Origin of the sequence: Streptomyces dysideae, from assembly GCF_001514305.1 — a bacterium.
GTDB lineage: Bacteria > Actinomycetota > Actinomycetes > Streptomycetales > Streptomycetaceae > Streptomyces > Streptomyces dysideae.
Window position 1 is genome coordinate 54,358 of sequence record NZ_KQ949099.1, and the last position, 18,681, is coordinate 73,038.

Below are 18,681 nucleotides of genomic sequence, written 5' to 3' on the forward strand. Positions count from 1 at the left end.
TGGACCTTAATGCGGACCGCCCCGCTTCCTAACGTCGCTGCCATGAACGCCACCACCACGCGCGGCTCCCTCCTCGCCGCGCTCGCCTGTGTCCTCGTCGGAGGGTCCTTCACCGCCAACAGCCTGCTCGGCGACTACCCGTACGCGGGCGGCCAGTTCCTCCGCTACGGCCTGGCCTGTCTGCTGCTCCTTCCCCTGGCCGGACGTGGCGCCACGGCCCGGCTGCGGGCGCTCACACCCTGCCAGTGGGCCCGCCTCGGACTGCTCGCGGCCGTCGGCATGGTCGGCTTCAACCTGGCCGTCATCGCCGCCGAACGCACCGCCGAGCCCGCCGTCCCCGGCGTCTTCGTGGGCTGCGCGCCCGTGGTCGTGGCCGTCGTCGTACCCGCCCTGGAGGGGCGTCGGCCCCAACGGATGGTCCTCTACGGGGCGTTGCTCGTCGCCGTCGGCGCGTTCACCGTCCAGGGGTGGGGGCGTACGGACGGCGCGGGCATCGCCTTCTCGGTGTGCGCGCTGGCCGGCGAGGTCGGCTTCGCCGTCCTGGCCGTGCCCGTACTGCGGCCCCTTGGACCGCGGCTGCTGTCCGCCACGGTGTGCGGCATCGCCGCGGCCGAGTCCGCGGCGGCCGGACTGCTCGTCGACGGCGCCGGGTGGCTGCGCCGGCCCGACGGCACCGAGGCGACCGCGCTGCTGTGGCAGGCGGCCGTCGTCACCGTCGTCGGGTTCGTGTGCTGGTACATGGGCATGCAGCGGATCGGCGCGGAGCGCGCCACGCTGTTCTCCGGCCTCATCCCCGTCGCGGCCGCCTGCACCGCCCCGCTCGTCGGCACCGGCTCCTACGGCGCCGCCCAGGCCGTCGGCAGCGCCCTCGTTGGCGCCGGAGTCGCGCTGGGATCCGGGGCGTTGACACCGGCCCGCAAGCAATTGCCCCCGCAGTACGAGGGGTTGCACCCGCTGGCGCGTAAAGAGCAGTGTGGACGCTAAGAACGGCGGCTGCCGTCGAGCAGGACGCGCGCGACCAGCGCCGGGTCGTCGTTCATCGGGACGTGACCGCAGCCGGGCAGCCGGACCAGCCGAGCCCGGGGAATGATCCGCTTGGCCCGGACGCCCTGCCGGGGCACGAGCAGCCGGTCCCTGCTGCCCCACGCCACGGTGACCGGCAGGCCCGGTATGTCGTCGGTGAACCGGACCTCTCTGCCCGACCGCAGCGTCTCGGAGAATCCGGCGGCGCGGGCCAGGCCGAGCGTCTCGGCGACCACCGCCTCGGGCGAACGGCGGCCCGGGCGGGCGTAGATGGTGCTCGTCAGGACCGCACGCCCGGCCGCCGACCGGGACAGCGTCTCGACCAGGGGGAGCGGCATGCGCTGCGCGGTCTGCCGCATCCCCGCCAGCACGGTGAAGGCGTAACGGCGTTCGAGCTGTGTCCAGAAGCCGGCCGGGGACAGGGCCGTGACGGACCGTACGAGCTGCGCGCGGGCGAGGTCCAGAGCCAGCAGGCCGCCCAGCGAATTGCCCGCGACATGCGGCCGGTCGAGCTCCATGGCCGTCAGGAAGGCGCCGAGCACGGTGTTCATCGTCGCCAGGTCGTGTGCCAGCCCCTCCGGGAGGGACGGAGACTCCCCGCAGCCGGGCAGATCCACGGCGATCACATCGCGCTCGGCCGCGAGTACGGGTATCACCGGGTCCCACACCTGCCGGTGGTGACCTATGCCGTGCAGCAGGACCAGCGGCTCACCGGCGCCCACGCGCGCGTAGGAGACGCTCATGCTCTGCGGGCCGTACGGGGTGGGGACTTTGAAGGAGACGGTGGCGGACATGCTGCTCCTCATGGGGGACTTGCCGGGACGTCGGGTAGACACCTTGTCAGCAATTGCTACCGACGGGTAGCCCCTGGTGCCTGGACATGGCCCCGGGCCTGGGCTGGGATGGACCCGTGACCATCGACACCGTGACCGACGTCTTCCTAGAGCACCGTCCCGTCCTGCTGGGAGTCGCCTACCGCATGCTCGGCCGGGTCGCGGACGCGGAGGACGTGGTGCAGGAGGCCTGGCTGCGCTGGTCCGGCGCCGACCGCTCCGACGTGCGCGAGCCGCGCGCCTATCTGGTGCGCATCACCACCCGCCTCGCCATCGACCGGCTGCGCCAGGTCAAGGCGCGCGGCGAGACCTACGTCGGCCCGTGGCTGCCGGAGCCGTACGTCACCGACTTCGGGGACACCGTCGACGACACCGCCGAGCGGGCCGTGCTCGCCGACTCCGTCTCCCTCGCAGTCCTCGTCGTCCTGGAGTCGCTGTCGCCGCTGGAGCGCGCGGTGTTCGTGCTCCGGGAGGCCTTCGGCTACCCGCACGGCGAGATCGCCGTGATGCTCGACCGCGGTGAGGCGGCGGTCCGTCAGCTGGCCGGCCGGGCCCGCAGGCACGTCGACGAACGGCGGCCCCGCTACGAGGTCGACCCCGCCCAGCGCCGCGACCTCACCGAACGGTTCCTCGCCGCCGCGGCGGAGGGCGACCTGGAGGGCCTCATGTCCCTGCTCGCCCCCGACGTCCGGCTGGTCGGCGACAGCGGCGGCAAGTCCAAGGCGCCGCGGCGGGTCCTGGAGTCCGCGGACAAGGTGGGCCGCTTCCTCATCGGCGTCGCCGAGAAGGGCGGCATCCAGGACATGTCCCTCCACTTCCTGGAACTCAACGGCGGCCCCGCAATCTTGATCCTCTCCGGCGACAAGCCCGACTCCGTCTTCCAACTGGACGTCCATGACGGTCGCATCCAGTCGGTGTACGTCATGCGCAACCCTGACAAGCTGCGGCACCTGGAGGCTGACGACTGGGGGTGAGCGTGCAGTGTGCGCGCGGGTGGCCGGCGACCGGTGCACTGCGCGGTGGAGCCGACTCCCGGCCGGCTCGTGGCGTTGACGTCCACGAGCGACGCGGTCGACCGAGAGGCAAACCGACCGGGCCCTCTGACACCGCGCCGAGCGGAGCCACGGGTTCCGCATCACTGCACGACGCGGCAGGCGTTATCCCCCGGTGCCCGGTGCCCGGTGCCCGGTGCCCGGTGCCCGGTGCCCGGTGCCCGGTGCCCGGTGCCCGGTGCCCGGTGCCCGGTGCCCGGTGCCCGGTGCCCGGTGCCCGGTGCCCGGTGCCCGGTGCCCGGTGCCCGGTGCCCGGCGGTGCCGTGGCGGGCGGCCGGTGCGGCGGGGCGCACACCGAGCTGGGCGACACGGACCGGGCCGGCCCCCAGCCCCCGGCGGCTGCCCTCACCACCGGGCAGCCCTCACCGCCTAGTTCGTTCCGACCGCCGGGATCGTCCCGGCCCGCCGGTCGCTTGGACTGCCCGCATCGCCTGGCAGGCCCTGCACCCGGACTGCCCAGGCAGCCGGCCCCCGCCGCCGAGATTGCCCCCGCAGCCCCCTCAGCCCCAGCGCCCCAGCCGCCCTACCTGCCCCAGCCGCCCTACCTGCCCCAGCCCCCAGCGTCTCCACCTGCTCCAGCCGTCCGCACCGCCTGCCCGCGTGAACTCCCCGGGCGGCTTGGCTTGCCACGATCTTGCCGCCCCGGTCGCGGACCGCGTCTTCCCCCAGCGCCGGATCCTCCTGCCGTGCCTCGGTGCCGGTGAGCAGGTCGTAGGCGACGTCCTGGCCCGCCGCGCGCACCGCCTCCAACTCCGCCACGAACGGCTTCCGATCGGCCGGCCCGCCGAAGGCGGTCAGCACGTCGGGCCGGTCCGCGTCGGCTCGGGGATCCCGCCCCGGGCGAGCTCGTCGTACGCCGCGAGCGCGTTCCGGTTCAGCGCGGCGAAGGCGCTCATGGCCACCCCACCGCCGGGTCGTGCAGTTGCGGGTGAAGGACGTCAGGAACCGGGCGAGCCGCAGGTCGGCGCGGGGCGGGACGTACAGCGGTGACGTGGGGGAGAACAGCGTGCGTACGCCAGGCGCAGGGCGCTCGGTTCGGGCAGCGGCACCTGCAGGGCGGGGGACAGCCAGCCCGCGTTGCCCAGGACGCGCCCGCCGCGACGCCCGTGCGGTCCACGACGGTGACCTCCACCCCGGCCTCCCGAAGGAACCAGGCGGTGGCCGGCCCGGCCATCCCCGCGCCGACCACGACGGCACTGCGCGGGCTCATGACCGGACCCCGTCCGGCACGGCGACCGCGGGCCTGCTTTCCCCCACCCTCGTCGCCCGCTCGAACGCGTACCCGGCCTCCAGCACGGCCCAGTCCTGCCGGTGCGGGCCCACGATCTGCAGCCCCACCGGCAGCCCACCCGGTGTGAAACCGGCCGGAACGGACAGCGCGGGACAGCCGGTGACGGAGACCAGATAGGCCGAGCGCATCCAGTCCGGGTAGGTCTCCATGGCCACGCCCTCCACCGACGACGGACAAGGCAGCCGTACGTCGAACGGCGCGACCTGACTGACGGGCAGCAGAAGCAGGTCGTACGTCTCGAAGAACGTGCGCACCCGCTGGAACAGCGCCGCGTGCCGCAGCTCCGCCGCCCCGAGCGCGGGCCCGGAGAGCTTGCGGCCCTCCTCGATGGTCCACACCACGTCCGGCGCCAGCGACTCCCGGTGCCGGTCCAGCAGTTCGCCGTAAGCCAGCTCCATCTGCCAGGCCCGCAGCGTGAGGAAGACCTCGTCGGCGCCGGACACGTCCGGGCATGCCTCCTTCACCTCGCAGCCCAGCCCCGCGAACACCTCGACGGCCGGACGCAGCGCCTCACGCACCTCCGCGTCCACGGGCACGGCCCCGCCCAGATCCGGCGACCAGGCGACCCGCAGTCCGCGTACGTCCCCCCGCAAGGGCCAGCCGAACACGGAGCCCGGCGTGTCCAGGGCGAGTGGACTGCGTGGATCGGGACCGGCCAGCACGGACAGCATCAGGGCGGCGTCCGGCACGGTCCTGGCCATCGGGCCCTTGACCGACAGCTGCCCCCAAGGCGCCTTGTCGGGCCAGGACGGGACGCGGCCGGGCGACGGGCGCAGCCCCACCACGTTGTTGAAGGACGCCGGGTTGCGCAGTGAGCCGCCGGTGTCGCTGCCGTCGGCGACCGGCACCATCCCGCAGACCAGGGCCGCCCCGGCGCCGCCGCTGCTGCCGCCGGCGCTGCGCGAGAGGTCGTACGGGTTGAAGGTCGCCCCGAACACCGGGTTCACGGTGTGCGAACCCATGCCGAGCTCGGGCACGTTGGTCTTGCCGACGCTGATCGCCCCGGCCCGCTTCAGCCGCTCCACGACCAGGTGGTCGGCGTCGGGCACCCGGTCCGCGAAGACCGGTGAGCCGTACGTCGTACGGATGCCGGCGGTGTCGTGCAGGTCCTTGTGCGCGATCGACGCGCTGGCCCCCGCGTCACCACAAGGGAACGTCACGGAGCCCGGCGACGCGGCCTGGGAACCCTCCCGCGAGGACCGGCTGATCCTGCACGCCCTCGCCGAGGACGGACGGTGCACCTACGACGAACTCGCCCGGGTGGCGGGCGTGTCGGAGGCCACGGCCCGCAGGCGGCTCGGCGCGCTGCGGCGCGAGGGCCGGGTGCGGGTCCGGGCCGTGATCGAGCCGGCACTGCTGGGGCTGCCGGTGGAGGCGGTGCTGCGGATCCGCGCCGTACCGTCCCGGGCCGAGGCGGTGGCGGCCGCGCTGGTCGAGTCCGCCCACGTCCGGTACGTCAGCTTCGTGACCGGCGAGCACCAGCTGCTGGTGCTGGCGGCGTTCCCCGACGAGCCGACGCTCCACGACGTCGTCACCCGGTCCGCCTGGCTGCGGGACGCGGTCTCCGTGGATGTCGCCCTCGTCCTCGCCACCCTGAAACGCGGCGGCATGCTAGCCCCCTGGCTGCGCGACTGACGAACGCCTGGATTGGTCTTGACCAAGGGTGAGGGCCGCCTTATGGTCGCAGAGAAGTGCAACAACCTTTAATAAACAAGGGCGCTAAAACGCCGATGGGCCACGGCGATTGCGGAGGACAGGGTGGGGACCACGCAGCTGGAATCGGTGCCGGAACCGAAGTACTGGCATCTCAGGACCGTGCTCAGTGAGGCACTGGACTCCGAGTTCTCCGTGGGCGAGATCCTGCCCAACGAGCGCGACCTGGCAGCGCGCTTCGGCGTCGCCCGCGCGACGCTCCGCCAGGCCCTGGAACAGCTCGAACTGGAAGGCCGGCTGCAGCGCCGCCGCGGTGTCGGTACGACCGTCGCCCCGCCGCGCGTGGGCGTGTCCGTCGGCACCGAGCAGCACGCCTGGCCGGGCACGGTCGGCGACGACTGGCAGCCCGCCGACTGCAGGCTGGAGGCCGCGTCCGCGTCCGTCGCCGACGCCCTGGAGATCAGGCACGACGAACTCGTGCACACCGTGCGCCGCTCCCGTGTGACGCACGGCCAGCCGGTCGCCGCCGAGCTGCTCTACGTCCCGCAGTCCTCGGTGCCCGCTCTCCCCGCCATCGACGCCCCGTCGGGGGCGGCACGCGCGCGTGCGGTACTGCGCGAGCTGCAGCGGCTGGAGCTGGAGGGCCAGGACAACGCCGTCGAGCTGGGCTCGGCCCGCGCGGACGACGCCAAGCAGCTGGACCGGCTCCCCGGGGCCCCTGTCCTCGTCGTCACGACCCGCTTCCTCACCGCAGGCCGCACCGCCGCGCTCTCCGTCGCGACATACCGGGCCGACACCTGCCGCCTGACCTTCGGCGACTCCGGCGGAGTGGAAATCCACCAGGCCCCGGAACGCCGCGCGTCCTGACCGCACCGCAGCACGACTCCACCTGCCGCGCTTCCGGAACTCGTCCGGGGCGCGGCACGTTTGTGTTTCGTGCCGCGCGAAGGCGGCGCGCTGGTGTGAGCCGTGTACTGCGGTAGTCGGGCGCGGCTGGTAGGTCGTGCCGGGCGCAGGGGGGCGGTCCCCTCCCGCGGGGTGGGCCTATGGACCGCGCGGCACCGCCGGGCGCCGGGCCGGAGAAGCCGGTCGGTTCGCGTCTCGGCCGGCCGCGTTGTTCGCGGGCCTCAGTGCCGCGACCCGGAGGAAGCCGGCTGGCCCCGCCTCGATGACCTGCGGAGCCACGAACTCCGCACCGCTGCACCACCTCGCCCACCCGGAGGCCACGCGCAGGTGGTGTGCCGGGCCGGGCGGAGGCCGGTGTTGTTGACGTGCCGCGCCGCACGGGAGCCGGGTGTCGCCGATATGCCGTGGCGGGCGGCCACCGTGCTGCCTCGGTCTTCGCCCACGCACCCGCGTACTCCGCCTCGGCCACGTCGCGTCTCACCCACCCGCGTTGAGCCCCTCGCCGGAGCCACGCACGGCTCGCGGATCGCCCGCCGGCGCGGAAGCGGTCGACGTATCCCCGTGGGGAGTGGCCGTCAGCGCGGCAGCCGTCGCAGTGCCCGCTGTGGAGTCGTACGGGTCGCTGTGTCCCTCGGGGACCGGTCGCGAGAGCCGAAGCCTGCGCCGCACCCCTCGGGGATCGAGCCGTGAATTCGAACCCTGCGCCATGCCCCGCAGGGACCGCTCGCCGGAGCCGCAGCAGTCACCCGGCCCCCCGCGGAGCGCCCGTCACCGACGCCCCGTAACCGTGCCCTCCACCGCGAACAACTGCTCCTCCACATGGTCGAGAGCGAGCCGTAGCGCCCCCGTCGCCACCGCTGCCTCGCCGAGGAGGGACAGGGCGACCTTCGGCGGGCGCAGGCAGTAGCGGGCCAACTCGCGACGCAGCGGCTCCAGCACGCCGTCCAGGCCCGCCGCCCAGCCGCCCACGACGACCAGCTCGGGGTCGAGGGCCAGGACCAGGGCGGTCACGTCGTGGACCAGCCGTTGGATGAAGCGGTCGACGGCCGCGCGGGCCCCCTGGTCGCCCTCGCGGGCCCGCGCGAACACCTCGGCGACCGCGTGCTCGTCGAGCGGACGCAGGGGCTCGTCCGTGGTGGACAGCAGGGTCTCGGGGGTCACCTCGCGGCCCAGCAGATGCAGCGCGCCGATCTCGCCGGCCGCCCCGCCGTACCCGCGGTGCAGCTTCCCGCCGATCAGCGAACCGGCCCCGGGACTCAGCCCTGCCAGCACGAACACCACGTCGTCGGACTCGGTGGCGGACCCCTTCCAGTGCTCGGCGACGGCCGCGGCGTTGGCGTCGTTCTCCACCAGGACCGGACACTTGAAGGAACGGCTCAGCCGCTCGCCCAGCCGCAGCCCCGTCCACTCGGGCAGCGCGGCGCCCAGCCGTACCGTGCCGTCCGCCTCGACGATCCCCGGCGTGGCCACCCCCACGGCCCGCAGCGAGCCGCGCGCGACGCCGGCCCGGCGCAGCAACTCGGCCACCGCGGTGCGCAGCCGTTCCAGCCGCTCGTCGGCAGAAGCCGTCTCGTCGACGTCCTTGGCGATGGCCCCGAACACCCGCCCGTCCAGGTCGGCGAGGAGCGCGGCGACCCGGTGCGACCCGATCTCCAGGCCCAGCAGATGCCCGGCCTCGGCCCGGAACCGGTACCGTCGCGCGGGCCGCCCCTGCCGCCGTACGACACTCTCGTCCGCCGCCTTCTCGACGACGTACCCCGCCTCGATGAGCCCCTCGACGACGCCCTCGACGGTCGGCCGGGACAGCCCGGTCACCCGGGTGATCTCGGTCAGTGTCGCGGCATCCGTGGCACGCAGCGCGTGCAGCACCACCGCGGAGTTGATCCTTCGCAGCAGCGACGGATCCCCGCCGGTCAGCCGAGCCACCGTCCGTCCTCCCAGCTCATGCGGATGTTGGCCGGATCGTACTCGTCGCGGCAGGCCCCGGCGAGTGCTGGGCGCACTCCGCCCCACGGCCCGGCCCGGCCGGGCCCGGCTCAGCCCGGCGCCACGAACCCCGACTCGTACGCAGCGATCACCGCCTGCGTGCGGTCCCGTGCCCCCAACTTCGCCAGTACGGAGCTGACATGGGACTTCACGGTCTCGGTCCCGACGACCAGCCGGGCCGCGATCTCCGCGTTCGACAGCCCGCGCGCCATCAGCCGCAGCACCTCCGCCTCCCGCTCGGTCAGCCGGGCCCGCTCCATCACGGCCCGAGCCGCCCGGTTCCCGCCCTCGTCGCCGTACTGCGCGGCGAGCTGCCGCACCGAGGCCGGAAACAGCAGCGACTCGCCCTCGGCGACCAGCCGCACGGCGTGCACGATCTCCGCCGGCCTGGCCCGCTTCAGCAGAAACCCGTCGGCACCGGCCCGCAGCGCCTCGTACACGTACTCGTCGTTCTCGAACGTCGTGATGACGAGGATCTTCGGCGGCGCGTCGACCGTCCGCAGCACCGCGCGCGTGGCCTCGATCCCGTCCAGCAGCGGCATCCGTACGTCCATGGCGACCACGTCCGGCCGCAGCTGCCGCACCAGCGGGATCACCCCCGCCCCGTCGGCCGCCTCCCCGACGACCTCGATGTCGGGCTGCGCCTCCAACACGGCCCGCAGACCGGCGCGTACGAGGGGTTCGTCGTCGACGAGGAGAACGGTGACCGGCATCCGGCCAGCGTAGATCAGCGCAACGGCAGCTCGACCTGTACCTGCCAGTCGCCGTCCGCCGGGCCGGTCCGCGCACAGCCGCCGAGCAGGGCCGCGCGCTCACGTATCCCGCGCAGGCCACTGCCCCGGCCAGGGCCGGGTATCCCGGCCGTCAGCGGATTGCGGACCTCCAGACCGAGCGCACCGTCCGCGACGTCGATGCGGACCCGGACGGGAACGGCGCCCGCGTGCCGCAGCACGTTGGTCAGTGACTCCTGGAGGATGCGGTAGCCCTCGCGGGAGACCGGTCCCGGCACGGTGTCCAGCGGCCCGGTCAGCTCGGCGTCGACCTTCGCCCCGGAGGCGCGGGCGGAGTCCAGCAGCCCGTCGGCGTCCGCCAGCGTCGGCCTGCTGCTGACCGGCCGCTCCGACTCCCGCAGGACGCCGAGTACGCGCTCCAGATCGTCCAGTGCGGCCCGCCCGGTCTCCTCGATGGCCTCCAGGGCCCGATCGGTGAACGCGGGATCCCCGGCCGCCCGCGCGGCGCCCGCCTGCACCACGGCGACGGTCAGCGCGTGCCCGATCGAGTCGTGCAGCTCACGGGCGATGCGGTTGCGCTCCAACAACTGCTCGGTGCGCTCCTCGAGAGCGGCGAGGCGCTCGGCGGCGGACGGGCCGAGAAGCCGGCGGGCCACCGCTGTGACCAGTTCGCCGAGGCCGACCACCAGCGCACCGAACGCGATGAGGGGGAGCAGGGCCAGGACGGCGTAGGACCAGTGCGGGTCCGCGTCGCGCAGCACGGGCATGTCCTGTGGCACCTGGCCGAACGCCGTCGCGACCAGCTCGTAGGCGATGCCGGGCAGCCAGACGGTGCTGAACACCGCCCCCGCCCCCAGCAGCATGCGCACCTCCAGCCACAGAACGGTGCGCAGCCGGTCCCGCCAACTCGCCGACGGCGCCAGCGAGATCCCCGAGCCCTCCTCCTCGCCCGGCGTCAGCAACAGCCGCGCCTGCACGCCCTCGCCCATCCGCACGGCAGGGATCAGTCCGACCGGGATCAGCACGGCCGCGGGCACCCACGGCGTCGACGGGTCGATGAACATCCACACGCTGACCATGAGCATCGGCACCCAAAGGTGCAGAAAGCGCGTGTAGGTCGTCCCCCGAATCAACGGGCGCAGAATGCGGGCCATTTGGACATCGTGCCACCCGCCACTGACAACCGGCCTCCCCCGGGCGGGGGAGACGATCTCCACCGGCGGGGGAGGACCCGACCCCGCCCGGACCGTCACGCTGCTGCCATGACCAGCATCGACGTCCAGGACCTCACCAAGGAGTACGGCACCCGGCGCGCCGTGGACGCCCTCACCTTCAGCGTCCGCCCCGGCCGCGTCACCGGCTTCCTCGGCCCCAACGGCGCCGGAAAGTCCACCACCATGCGGCTCGTCCTCGGCCTCGACCGGCCGACCTCCGGGACCGCCACCCTCGCCGGCCGCCCCTACGCCACACTCACCGAACCCCTGCGCCATGTGGGCGCCCTGCTCGACGCCCAGGCCGCCCATGGTTCCCGCACCGCCCGCGACCATCTGCGCGCCCTGGCGGCGAGCAACCGTATCCCGCGGGGCCGGGTCGACGAGGTACTGGAGGAGACCGGCCTGGCGTCGGTCGCACGGCGCCGGGTGAAGACGTACTCCCTGGGCATGCGCCAGCGACTGGGCATCGCCGCCGCCCTGCTGGGCGACCCCGAGATCGTTCTGCTCGACGAGCCCTCCAACGGCCTGGACCCCGAAGGCATCATCTGGATCCGGCAGTTGCTGCGCCGACTCGCGGCGGAGGGCCGCACCGTCCTGGTCTCCAGCCATCTCATGAACGAGACCGCGTCCTTCGCCGACCACCTCGTGGTCCTCGGCCGGGGACGCCTGCTGGCCGACACCCCGATGCGGGAGTTCATCCACGCGCGCGTACAGCCACGCGTCCGCGTCCGCACGTCGGACCCCACCGCCCTCAAGCACATCCTCGCCCAGCACGGTCACGACGCCGCGGAGCACGAGGACGGGCACTGGACCGTGCGCCACGCACGCGTGGACGACATCGGCCTCCTGGCCTCCGCCTCGGGCGTCCCGCTCCTCGAACTGGCCGCGGAAGAGGGCACGTTGGAGCAGGCCTACCTCGACCTGACGGCAACCGAAACCGAGTTCACCGCACCGTCCCAGGAGGCCTGACCATGGCATTCACGCCCGTGCTCCACTCGGAGTGGATCAAGATCCGTACCCTGCGCTCGCTGGTCGGCGGCCTGTGCGCGGTCCTGCTCGTCACCGCCGCCATCTCCGCGCTCGCCGGAGTGGACAGCGACGGCGCCGACTTCGACGCGCTGTCCTCGGTCTTCTTCGGTGTCAGCTTCGGACAGATCGCGGCGATCGCGTTCGGTTCGACGGCCGTCTCGTCCGAGTTCCAGGGCGGCGCCCTGCGCGTCAGCCTCGCCGCGGTGCCGCATCGCGGACGCTGGTTCGCGGCCAAGGCGGTGGCTGTCGCCGCACCCGTTCTCGCCGTCGGCCTCGTGACCGGGGGCGTGTGTCTGGCCGTGGGTCGGGCCGTCCTCGGGGCCAAGGCCGACGGGCTCACCTGGAGCGAGGGGCTGCGCGGAGTCGTGGGCTGCGGTGTCTACCTCACGCTGATGGCGTTGCTCGCGGCCGGACTCACCGCCCTGCTGCGCAGCGGCGTCGCCACGCTCAGCATCCTGATCCCGTTCCTGCTCATCGTCTCCTTCGTGATCGGCGACCTGTCGGGCACGGTCGCCGACGTCCTGCCCGACAGGGCCGGCCAAGTGGTGTTCGACGAGACGTGGGACGGCCCCCTCGGCCCCTGGGCCGGCCTGGGGGTGACCGCGCTCTGGTCGGCGGCCGCGCTGCTCGCGGGCGCGTGGAGCGTGCGGCGCCGGGACGCCTGACCCCGAGGTGCCTGACGCCACGCCAATTGTCAGTGCCGGCCGCTTTACTGGATCACATGGACATCGCGAACGACCTCGCCCTGATCGACCTGCTGTGCACCCGGGACTTCCCGGCGGCGCGCACCGGGCCGGACGAGGACACGGGCGGACCCGGCTACCACATGGCCGGGTTAGGGCAGCGAGACTGGCCGGACGCGGACGACTGCTACGCCTACGAGGCGGCGGTCACCGAGCGGTTGACCACGCGGTGGGGAGAGCCGTCGCGTTGGGGGACCGTGACCCTCGCCGAGCGCATCGCTCGTGGTGAACACATACCCGAACCCTGGTCGAGGCTCAGCGCCCTGGCGGTCGAACTGCGTACCTGGGAAGCGAGCGACACCGGCCGCTGGGTCACCGTGGCGGTCGCCGACCATGACGCCGAGGAACAGCCCCACGTGTTCGTCGTCGTCACGAACACCGCCCCGGCATGACCCACTAGCCCTCCGCGGCCACCCGCAGCCGCGCGAACTCCTCCGCCATGGTCGCTGCCGTCCAATGCGCGTTCAGCCCGCTGGGGTTGGGCAGCACCCACACCCGCGTGTCCCCGATCATCCGCTCCTGCGGCCCCACCTGGGCCTTCCGGTCGTCAAAGGCCGCCCGGTACGCGGTGACCCCCACCACGGCCAGCCACCCCGGCCGCGACCGCGCGACCTTCGACGCCAGCAGCCGCCCGCCCTCGCGGTACTCCTCCGCGCTCAGCTCGTCGGCCCGGGCGGTCGCCCGCGCCACGACGTTCGTGATGCCGAGGCCGTACGACAGCAACTCGCCCTGCTCCGATGGCTTCATGAGCCGCGGCGTGAAGCCGGACAGCTGCAGCACCGGCCAGAACCGGTTGCCGGGGCGGGCGAAGTGATGGCCCGTCGCCGCCGTCATCAGGCCGGGATTGATCCCGCAGAACAGCACGCGGAGGCCGTCCGCGATCACGTCCGGTACCAGACGGTCGCGGGCGGCCTCCAGCTGCGCCGGGGTGAAGCGGGTCAGAGGATTGCTCCGGGGGTGTAGCCGGCGGCCTCCGGGTGCTGCTTGACGAGTTCCTCGATGCGGCCGACGACGATGCCGACCTGGTCGGCCGCGGCGCCCGTGAAGGACAGCTTGTCGGCCATCAGGGCGTCCAGCTGGTCCCGGTGGAGCGGGATGCGCTCGTCGGCGGCCAGCTTGTCGAGGAGTTCGTTGCGCTCGGCGCCCTGCTCGCGCATCGCCAGCGCGGACGCGACGGCGTTCTCCTTGATCGCCTCGTGCGCGACCTCACGGCCGACGCCCGCGCGCACCGCGCCCATCAGCACCTTGGTGGTGGCGAGGAACGGCAGGTAACGGTCCAGCTCACGGGCCACGACCGCCGGGAACGCCCCGAACTCGTCGAGCACCGTCAGGAACGTCTCCAGCAGACCGTCGAGCGCGAAGAACGCGTCCGGCAGCGCGACCCGGCGCACCACCGAGCAGGACACATCGCCCTCGTTCCACTGGTCGCCCGCCAGCTCGCCGGTCATCGAGGCATAGCCGCGCAGGATGACCATCAGGCCGTTGACGCGCTCGCAGGACCGCGTGTTCATCTTGTGCGGCATCGCGGAGGAGCCGACCTGGCCGGGCTTGAAGCCCTCGGTCACCAGCTCGTGCCCGGCCATCAGCCGGATCGTCTTCGCCAGCGACGACGGCGCCGCCGCGAGCTGCACCAGCGAGGTCACGACCTCGTAGTCCAGCGACCGCGGGTACACCTGACCGACCGAGGTGAACGCCTCGGAGAAGCCCAGGTGCCGGGCGATCCGCCCCTCCAGGTCCGCCAGCTTGGCGGCGTCCCCGCCGAGCAGGTCGAGCATGTCCTGAGCCGTGCCGACCGGGCCCTTGATGCCGCGCAGCGGGTAGCGGCCGAGCAGTTCCTCGACCCGGCCGTACGCGACGAGCAGCTCGTCGGCGGCGGTCGCGAAACGCTTGCCGAGGGTGGTGGCCTGCGCGGCGACGTTGTGGGAGCGGCCGGCCATGACCAGCTCGGCGTACTCGCCGGCCAGCTTGCCGAGGCGGGCCAGCACGGCCACCGTACGGTCGCGCACCAGCTCCAGCGAGAGCCGGATCTGGAGCTGCTCGACGTTCTCCGTGAGGTCGCGGGACGTCATGCCCTTGTGTACGTGCTCGTGCCCGGCGAGGTCGTTGAACTCCTCGATCCGCGCCTTCACATCGTGCCGGGTGACCTTCTCGCGCTCGGCGATGGAGGCCAGGTCGACGGTGTCGAGGACACGCTCGTAGTCGGCGATCGCCGCGTCCGGCACCTCGATCCCGAGGTCCTTCTGGGCCCGCAGCACGGCGAGCCAGAGCTGACGCTCCAGTTTCACCTTCTGCTCGGGCGACCAGAGCGTGGCGAGCTCGGCGGAGGCGTAGCGTCCGGCGAGGACGTTCGGGATGCGGGGCTTGGCGGGCGCAGAAGTCACGTGTACGGATTCTACTGGCGATTCGTGCAGGCCAGCGCCACGGTTGCCTTCGGCGGAACCTACGAGACCTGCGTCACGCCCCCGAGGTGTCTTGCGACACGGCCGGAAGGTCCTCGCCCCCGCCGCCCCTACTCGTCCCATCCTCCAGGGGCTCCGCCCCTGGAGGATGGGCTGGGGCAGCCGGGTCGGCTGGAAGGCGGGGTGGGGTGCGCGAGGGCACTGGGGCTCCGCCCCGTACCCAGGCGGGGACTGCGTCCCCTGCACCCCTCGCTGGGCTCCGCCCTCGTATCCCGCGCGACGCTTCGGCCCGGCGCCCCTCGCTGGGCTGCCTCCCGTACTCCGGCGGGGACTGCGCACCCCTGTCCCCCTCGCTGGGCTCCGGCCCTCCGTATCCTCGTATCCTCGCGCGGAGCTTCGCCCCTGCATTGCGCTGAGCGCTCTGCCTCTGCACGTCATGCTGAGGGCTCCGCCTCTGCACGCCCTGGGGGATTCACCCCCAAGCCCCCCGCTTCGACCCGCATCGCCTCGTGGGCCTACGCCGCCGGACCCTCGTACGGCAGCAGTTCGGGCCGCTTCGGTGGCAGACCGTCGCCTGACGAGCGGCCCGTCAGGCGCCGCCCTATCCAGGGCAGCAGGTGCTGCCTGGCGAACCGCGCGTCCGCGACCCGGCGCGCGGCCCACCCCGGTGGCAGTGTGGCCGGCATCGGTGTGCGCCACTCGGTGTCCTCGGGGTCGTAGCCGAGCGTCTGCCACACCGCCTCCGCGACCCGGCGGTGGCCCTCGGCCGTCAGATGCAGCCGGTCCACGTCCCACATCCGCGGGTCGCCGAGCGACGGCGCCCCGTACAGGTCGACGACGACCGCGCCGTGCCGCTCCGCCAGGTCGTCGACGCAGGCGAACAGCTCCTCCATGCGCGGCCGGAACCGCTCCAGGACCGGACCCTGGCGCCCCGGGCTGCGCATCAGCACCAGCTGCTTGCACGCCGGGGCCAGCCGCTCCACGGCCTGCTCCAGGAGCCCGCGCACACGGTCCATGTCGCACTGCGGCCGCAGTGTGTCATTGAGCCCGCCCACCAGGGTGATCACGTCGGGCTCCATGGCCGCCGCCACGTCGACCTGCTCGTCGACGATCTGTCCGATCAGCTTCCCGCGCACCGCGAGGTTGGCGTACCGGAAGCCGGGTGTGCGGGCGGCAATCCGTCCGGCGAGGAGGTCGGCCCAGCCCCGGTAGGAGCCGTTCGGGAGCAGGTCCGACATGCCCTCGGTGAAGGAGTCGCCGACGGCGACCAGGCTGGTGTGAGTGGGGTTCGTCTGCATGGCGACAGAGATGGTATCCCGTGCACATACCCGTCGGTCGGTCGGCCTGGTCGCCCGTGCTTCACGCCTGCTGCCCGAACAGCTCCTGCAGCACGTCCTCCATCGTCACCAGCCCCGACAGCAGCCCGTCGTCACCGAGCACGGCCGCCACATGCGTACGGCTGCCCCGCATCGCGGTGAGGACGTCGTCCAGCGGTGTGCTCTCCCGCACGCGCGCGATGGGCCGCATCTCCCGGACCCGGAACGGCACGTCCCGCGGGGAGGCGTCCAGCGCGTCCTTGACGTGCAGATAGCCGACGATCCGGCGGGTCTGGTCGACCACCGGGAAGCGGGAGAACCCGGACTCGGCCGACAGCCGTTCCAGTTCCTCCGGCGTGACGCCCACGCGCGCGTAGACGACGTGTTCCAGCGGGAGTACGACATCCCGCACCGGCCGGCGGCCCAGCTCCAGGGCGTCGTGCAGCCGCTCCCGCGCCCGGTCGTCGATGAGGCCTGCCTCGCCTGCGTCCTTGACGATCTGGGCCAGTTCCACGCCGGAGAAGGTCGCGGTGACCTCGTTTCTGGTCTCGACCCGCATCAGCTTCAGCAGGGTGTTCGCGAAGGCGTTGATCGTGAAGATCACCGGACGCAGGGCCCGGGCCAGGGCGACCAGCGGCGGGCCGAGCAGCAGCGCGCTGCGCACCGGTTCCGCGAGCGCGATGTTCTTCGGCACCATCTCGCCGAGCAGCATGTGCAGATACGTCGCCAGGGCCAGCGCGATCACGAAGGACACGGCGTGCCCGGCCCCGGCCGGGATGCCGACCGCGTGGAACACCGGCTCCAGCAGATGCTCGATCGCCGGTTCCGCGACGATACCCAGGACCAGCGTGCACAGCGTGATGCCGAGCTGCGCGGCCGCCATCAGCGCGGACACGTGCTCCAGGCCCCACAGCACCGCCTTGGCCCGCCGGTCGCCCTCCGCCCCCTTTTCGACGTATGGCTCGATCTGCGAGCGCCGCACGGAGATCAGTGCGAACTCGGCGCCCACGAAGAAGGCGTTGGCGACCAGCGTCGCCAGACCGACCAGCAACTGGACGGCGGTCATCGGGCCTCCTCCTCGGTCGCGTTGTAGAACGGCGCGTGCAGCAGTACGCGTGCGGCCCTGCGGCCGACGGCGTCGACCACGTCGAGGCGCCAGCCGACGACCTCCACCGAGTCGCCGACCTCCGGGATTCGGCCGAGCTTCGTCGCGACGAGCCCGGCGAGCGTCTCGTACGGGCCCTCGGGCGCCTTCAGGCCGACGCGCGCGAGCTGGTCCACTCGGGCCGAACCGTCGGCCGAGAACAGCGCGCGGCCCTCGTCGTCGCTGCCCGCCGGGGCCAGGTCGGGCGTCTCGTGCGGGTCGTGCTCGTCCCGTACCTCGCCGACGACCTCCTCGACGATGTCCTCCAGCGTGGCCACCCCCGCCGTACCGCCGTACTCGTCGATGACCACGGCCATGGTGCGCTTGCCGGACAGCCGGTCCAGCAGCCGGTCGACGGTGAGCGACTCCGGGACGAGCAGCGGCTCACGCATCAGCTCGGAGACCCGGACGCGGAGCCGGCGCTCGGCGGGCACCGCCAGGACGTCCTTGATGTGCGCGGTGCCGACGACCGAGTCGAGGCTGCCGCGGTAGACCGGGAACCGGGACAGGCCCGTCGCCCGCGTCGCGTTCGCCACGTCCTCGCAGGTCGCCTGCGCCTCCAGGGCGATCACCTGGACGCGCGGCGTCATCACGTTCTCCGCGGTCAGGTCGGCCAGGTTCAGGGTTCGTACGAACAGCTCCGCGGTGTCCGCCTCCAGGGCGCCCTGCTTCGCGGAGTGCCGGGCGAGCGCCGCGAGCTCCTGCGGTTCGCGCGCGGCGGCCAGTTCCTCGGTCGGCTCGACGCCGAAGAGGCGCACCACACGGTTCGCGGTGTCGTTGAGGTGGGTGATGAAGGGGCGGAAGGCGGCGCTGAACCAGCGCTGCGCGTTGCCGACCGTCTTGGCCACGGCCAGCGGCGACGAGATCGCCCAGTTCTTCGGCACCAGCTCGCCGACGACCATCAGGAACACGGTCGACAACGCCGTACCCAGCACCAGCGCGATCGACGACGACGCCGAGCGCGAGATACCGGCCGACTCCAGCGGGTCCGCGATCAGCGCGGCGATGGACGGCTCGGCGAGCATGCCGACGACCAGGTTGGTGACGGTGATGCCGAGCTGGGCACCAGAGAGCTGGAACGTCAGGTTCCGTACGGCCTTCAGGGCGCCGGCCGCGCCCCGCTCGCCGCGCTCCACGGCGCGTTCCAGCTCGCTGCGCTCGACCGTGGTCAGCGAGAACTCGGCCGCGACGAAGGCACCGCAGGCGAGCGACAACAGGATCGCCACCAGCAGGAGGAGCACTTCGGTCATCGGGTCACCTCCGTCCCATGGTCGGACAGGGTGAGGAGGATCGCGCGATGTCGCGTACTGGGAGGCTCGCCCATGGGCGGACGCTCACACCTTTCACTTGGAGGACCGAAG

19 protein-coding genes are annotated in these 18,681 nt (G+C 73.0%); 8 read left to right on the plus strand and 11 right to left on the minus strand.

Annotated features, from left to right (window positions below; genetic code table 11):
- Positions 1-42: 42 nt before the first annotated feature.
- Entirely contained in the window at positions 43-984 is a 942-nt protein-coding gene (locus tag AQJ91_RS31775; RefSeq protein WP_067028393.1) for a DMT family transporter, read from the plus strand.
- Here AQJ91_RS31775 and AQJ91_RS31780 read toward each other — a convergent pair.
- A complete protein-coding gene (locus tag AQJ91_RS31780; RefSeq protein WP_067028395.1) occupies positions 981-1,817 on the minus strand; it encodes an alpha/beta fold hydrolase in 837 nt (278 codons plus the stop codon). The genes AQJ91_RS31775 and AQJ91_RS31780 overlap by 4 nt on opposite strands.
- A gap of 116 nt (positions 1,818-1,933) precedes the next feature.
- Here AQJ91_RS31780 and AQJ91_RS31785 point away from each other — a divergent pair, with 116 nt between their 5' ends.
- Together AQJ91_RS31785 and AQJ91_RS54650 are read left to right on the plus strand one after the other, a co-directional pair.
- On the plus strand, positions 1,934-2,830 hold the full coding sequence (locus AQJ91_RS31785; protein WP_067028571.1) for an RNA polymerase sigma-70 factor: 897 nt from the start codon (positions 1,934-1,936) through the stop codon (positions 2,828-2,830).
- Between the two features lie 678 nt (positions 2,831-3,508).
- On the plus strand, positions 3,509-3,898 hold the full coding sequence (locus AQJ91_RS54650) for a hypothetical protein (protein ID WP_199848072.1): 390 nt from the start codon (positions 3,509-3,511) through the stop codon (positions 3,896-3,898).
- On the opposite strand, the gene AQJ91_RS58445 is transcribed toward AQJ91_RS54650, so the two are convergent.
- Positions 3,801-4,118 (minus strand): FAD-dependent oxidoreductase, encoded by a 318-nt coding sequence (locus AQJ91_RS58445; protein WP_199848069.1) that lies wholly within the window; start codon positions 4,116-4,118, stop codon positions 3,801-3,803. The two genes, AQJ91_RS54650 and AQJ91_RS58445, sit on opposite strands and share 98 nt — an antisense overlap.
- Positions 4,115-5,359, minus strand: a complete 1,245-nt coding sequence (locus tag AQJ91_RS31795) for an amidase family protein (RefSeq protein ID WP_234383134.1) — start codon at positions 5,357-5,359, stop codon at positions 4,115-4,117. The genes AQJ91_RS58445 and AQJ91_RS31795 overlap by 4 nt, the downstream gene beginning before the upstream one ends.
- Here AQJ91_RS31795 and AQJ91_RS31800 point away from each other — a divergent pair.
- The gene (locus tag AQJ91_RS31800) at positions 5,310-5,834 is read left to right on the plus strand and encodes an Lrp/AsnC family transcriptional regulator (protein WP_234383136.1); all 525 of its coding nucleotides are present in this window, start codon (positions 5,310-5,312) and stop codon (positions 5,832-5,834) included. The two genes, AQJ91_RS31795 and AQJ91_RS31800, sit on opposite strands and share 50 nt — an antisense overlap.
- Positions 5,835-5,957: 123 nt before the next feature.
- On the plus strand, positions 5,958-6,719 hold the full coding sequence (locus AQJ91_RS31805) for a GntR family transcriptional regulator (RefSeq protein WP_067028399.1): 762 nt from the start codon (positions 5,958-5,960) through the stop codon (positions 6,717-6,719).
- Between the two features lie 807 nt (positions 6,720-7,526).
- Here the strand turns inward: AQJ91_RS31805 and AQJ91_RS31810 are convergent.
- From AQJ91_RS31810 to AQJ91_RS31820, 3 genes are all read right to left on the minus strand, one after another.
- Positions 7,527-8,684 (minus strand): ROK family transcriptional regulator, encoded by a 1,158-nt coding sequence (locus AQJ91_RS31810; RefSeq protein ID WP_067028401.1) that lies wholly within the window; start codon positions 8,682-8,684, stop codon positions 7,527-7,529.
- Positions 8,685-8,794: 110 nt separating this feature from the next.
- Positions 8,795-9,457 carry a response regulator transcription factor gene (locus AQJ91_RS31815; RefSeq protein WP_067028403.1) on the minus strand — a complete coding sequence of 221 codons (663 nt, stop codon included), beginning with the start codon at positions 9,455-9,457 and terminating at the stop codon, positions 8,795-8,797.
- Positions 9,458-9,471: 14 nt separating this feature from the next.
- Entirely contained in the window at positions 9,472-10,629 is a 1,158-nt protein-coding gene (locus AQJ91_RS31820; protein WP_067028405.1) for a sensor histidine kinase, read from the minus strand.
- A gap of 108 nt (positions 10,630-10,737) precedes the next feature.
- Here AQJ91_RS31820 and AQJ91_RS31825 point away from each other — a divergent pair, with 108 nt between their 5' ends.
- The 3 genes from AQJ91_RS31825 to AQJ91_RS31835 are packed head-to-tail and all read left to right on the plus strand — an operon-like array spanning position 10,738 to position 12,853.
- On the plus strand, positions 10,738-11,658 hold the full coding sequence (locus AQJ91_RS31825) for an ABC transporter ATP-binding protein (RefSeq protein WP_067028407.1): 921 nt from the start codon (positions 10,738-10,740) through the stop codon (positions 11,656-11,658).
- A 2-nt stretch (positions 11,659-11,660) separates the two neighbouring features.
- Positions 11,661-12,383: an ABC transporter permease subunit gene (locus tag AQJ91_RS31830; protein ID WP_067028409.1), complete on the plus strand. Its 723-nt coding sequence runs from the start codon at positions 11,661-11,663 to the stop codon at positions 12,381-12,383.
- A 56-nt stretch (positions 12,384-12,439) separates the two neighbouring features.
- Positions 12,440-12,853, plus strand: a complete 414-nt coding sequence (locus tag AQJ91_RS31835; RefSeq protein ID WP_067028411.1) for a hypothetical protein — start codon at positions 12,440-12,442, stop codon at positions 12,851-12,853.
- A 4-nt stretch (positions 12,854-12,857) separates the two neighbouring features.
- Here the strand turns inward: AQJ91_RS31835 and mug are convergent, their stop codons facing one another.
- The 5 genes from mug to AQJ91_RS31860 all read right to left on the minus strand — a co-directional run bounded on the left by mug (position 12,858) and on the right by AQJ91_RS31860 (position 18,570).
- Positions 12,858-13,403, minus strand: a complete 546-nt coding sequence (gene mug / locus AQJ91_RS31840; RefSeq protein WP_079085360.1) for a G/U mismatch-specific DNA glycosylase — start codon at positions 13,401-13,403, stop codon at positions 12,858-12,860.
- Positions 13,400-14,842, minus strand: coding sequence for an adenylosuccinate lyase (purB, locus tag AQJ91_RS31845; RefSeq protein WP_067028415.1), 1,443 nt, complete (start codon positions 14,840-14,842; stop codon positions 13,400-13,402). Before purB ends, mug begins: the two co-directional genes overlap by 4 nt.
- A gap of 533 nt (positions 14,843-15,375) precedes the next feature.
- Positions 15,376-16,158, minus strand: coding sequence for an SGNH/GDSL hydrolase family protein (locus AQJ91_RS31850; protein ID WP_067028417.1), 783 nt, complete (start codon positions 16,156-16,158; stop codon positions 15,376-15,378).
- Positions 16,159-16,219: 61 nt separating this feature from the next.
- The gene (locus AQJ91_RS31855; RefSeq protein WP_067028419.1) at positions 16,220-17,242 is read right to left on the minus strand and encodes a hemolysin family protein; all 1,023 of its coding nucleotides are present in this window, start codon (positions 17,240-17,242) and stop codon (positions 16,220-16,222) included.
- On the minus strand, positions 17,239-18,570 hold the full coding sequence (locus AQJ91_RS31860; RefSeq protein ID WP_067028421.1) for a hemolysin family protein: 1,332 nt from the start codon (positions 18,568-18,570) through the stop codon (positions 17,239-17,241). The genes AQJ91_RS31855 and AQJ91_RS31860 overlap by 4 nt, the downstream gene beginning before the upstream one ends.
- Between the last annotated feature and the right edge of the window lie 111 nt (positions 18,571-18,681).

Bases quoted from the DNA above. Each gene is read 5' to 3' on its own strand.
- AQJ91_RS31825 (WP_067028407.1), top strand. From the start codon at position 10,738: ATGACCAGCATCGACGTCCAGGACCTCACCAAGGAGTACGGCACCCGG.
- AQJ91_RS31830 (WP_067028409.1), top strand. From the start codon at position 11,661: ATGGCATTCACGCCCGTGCTCCACTCGGAGTGGATCAAGATCCGTACC.
- AQJ91_RS31820 (WP_067028405.1), bottom strand. From the start codon at position 10,629: ATGGCCCGCATTCTGCGCCCGTTGATTCGGGGGACGACCTACACGCGC.
- AQJ91_RS58445 (WP_199848069.1), bottom strand. From the start codon at position 4,118: ATGAGCCCGCGCAGTGCCGTCGTGGTCGGCGCGGGGATGGCCGGGCCG.
- AQJ91_RS31850 (WP_067028417.1), bottom strand. From the start codon at position 16,158: ATGCAGACGAACCCCACTCACACCAGCCTGGTCGCCGTCGGCGACTCC.
- AQJ91_RS31860 (WP_067028421.1), bottom strand. From the start codon at position 18,570: ATGACCGAAGTGCTCCTCCTGCTGGTGGCGATCCTGTTGTCGCTCGCC.
- AQJ91_RS31775 (WP_067028393.1), top strand. From the start codon at position 43: ATGAACGCCACCACCACGCGCGGCTCCCTCCTCGCCGCGCTCGCCTGT.
- AQJ91_RS31835 (WP_067028411.1), top strand. From the start codon at position 12,440: ATGGACATCGCGAACGACCTCGCCCTGATCGACCTGCTGTGCACCCGG.
- AQJ91_RS31855 (WP_067028419.1), bottom strand. From the start codon at position 17,242: ATGACCGCCGTCCAGTTGCTGGTCGGTCTGGCGACGCTGGTCGCCAAC.
- AQJ91_RS31815 (WP_067028403.1), bottom strand. From the start codon at position 9,457: ATGCCGGTCACCGTTCTCCTCGTCGACGACGAACCCCTCGTACGCGCC.
- AQJ91_RS31780 (WP_067028395.1), bottom strand. From the start codon at position 1,817: ATGTCCGCCACCGTCTCCTTCAAAGTCCCCACCCCGTACGGCCCGCAG.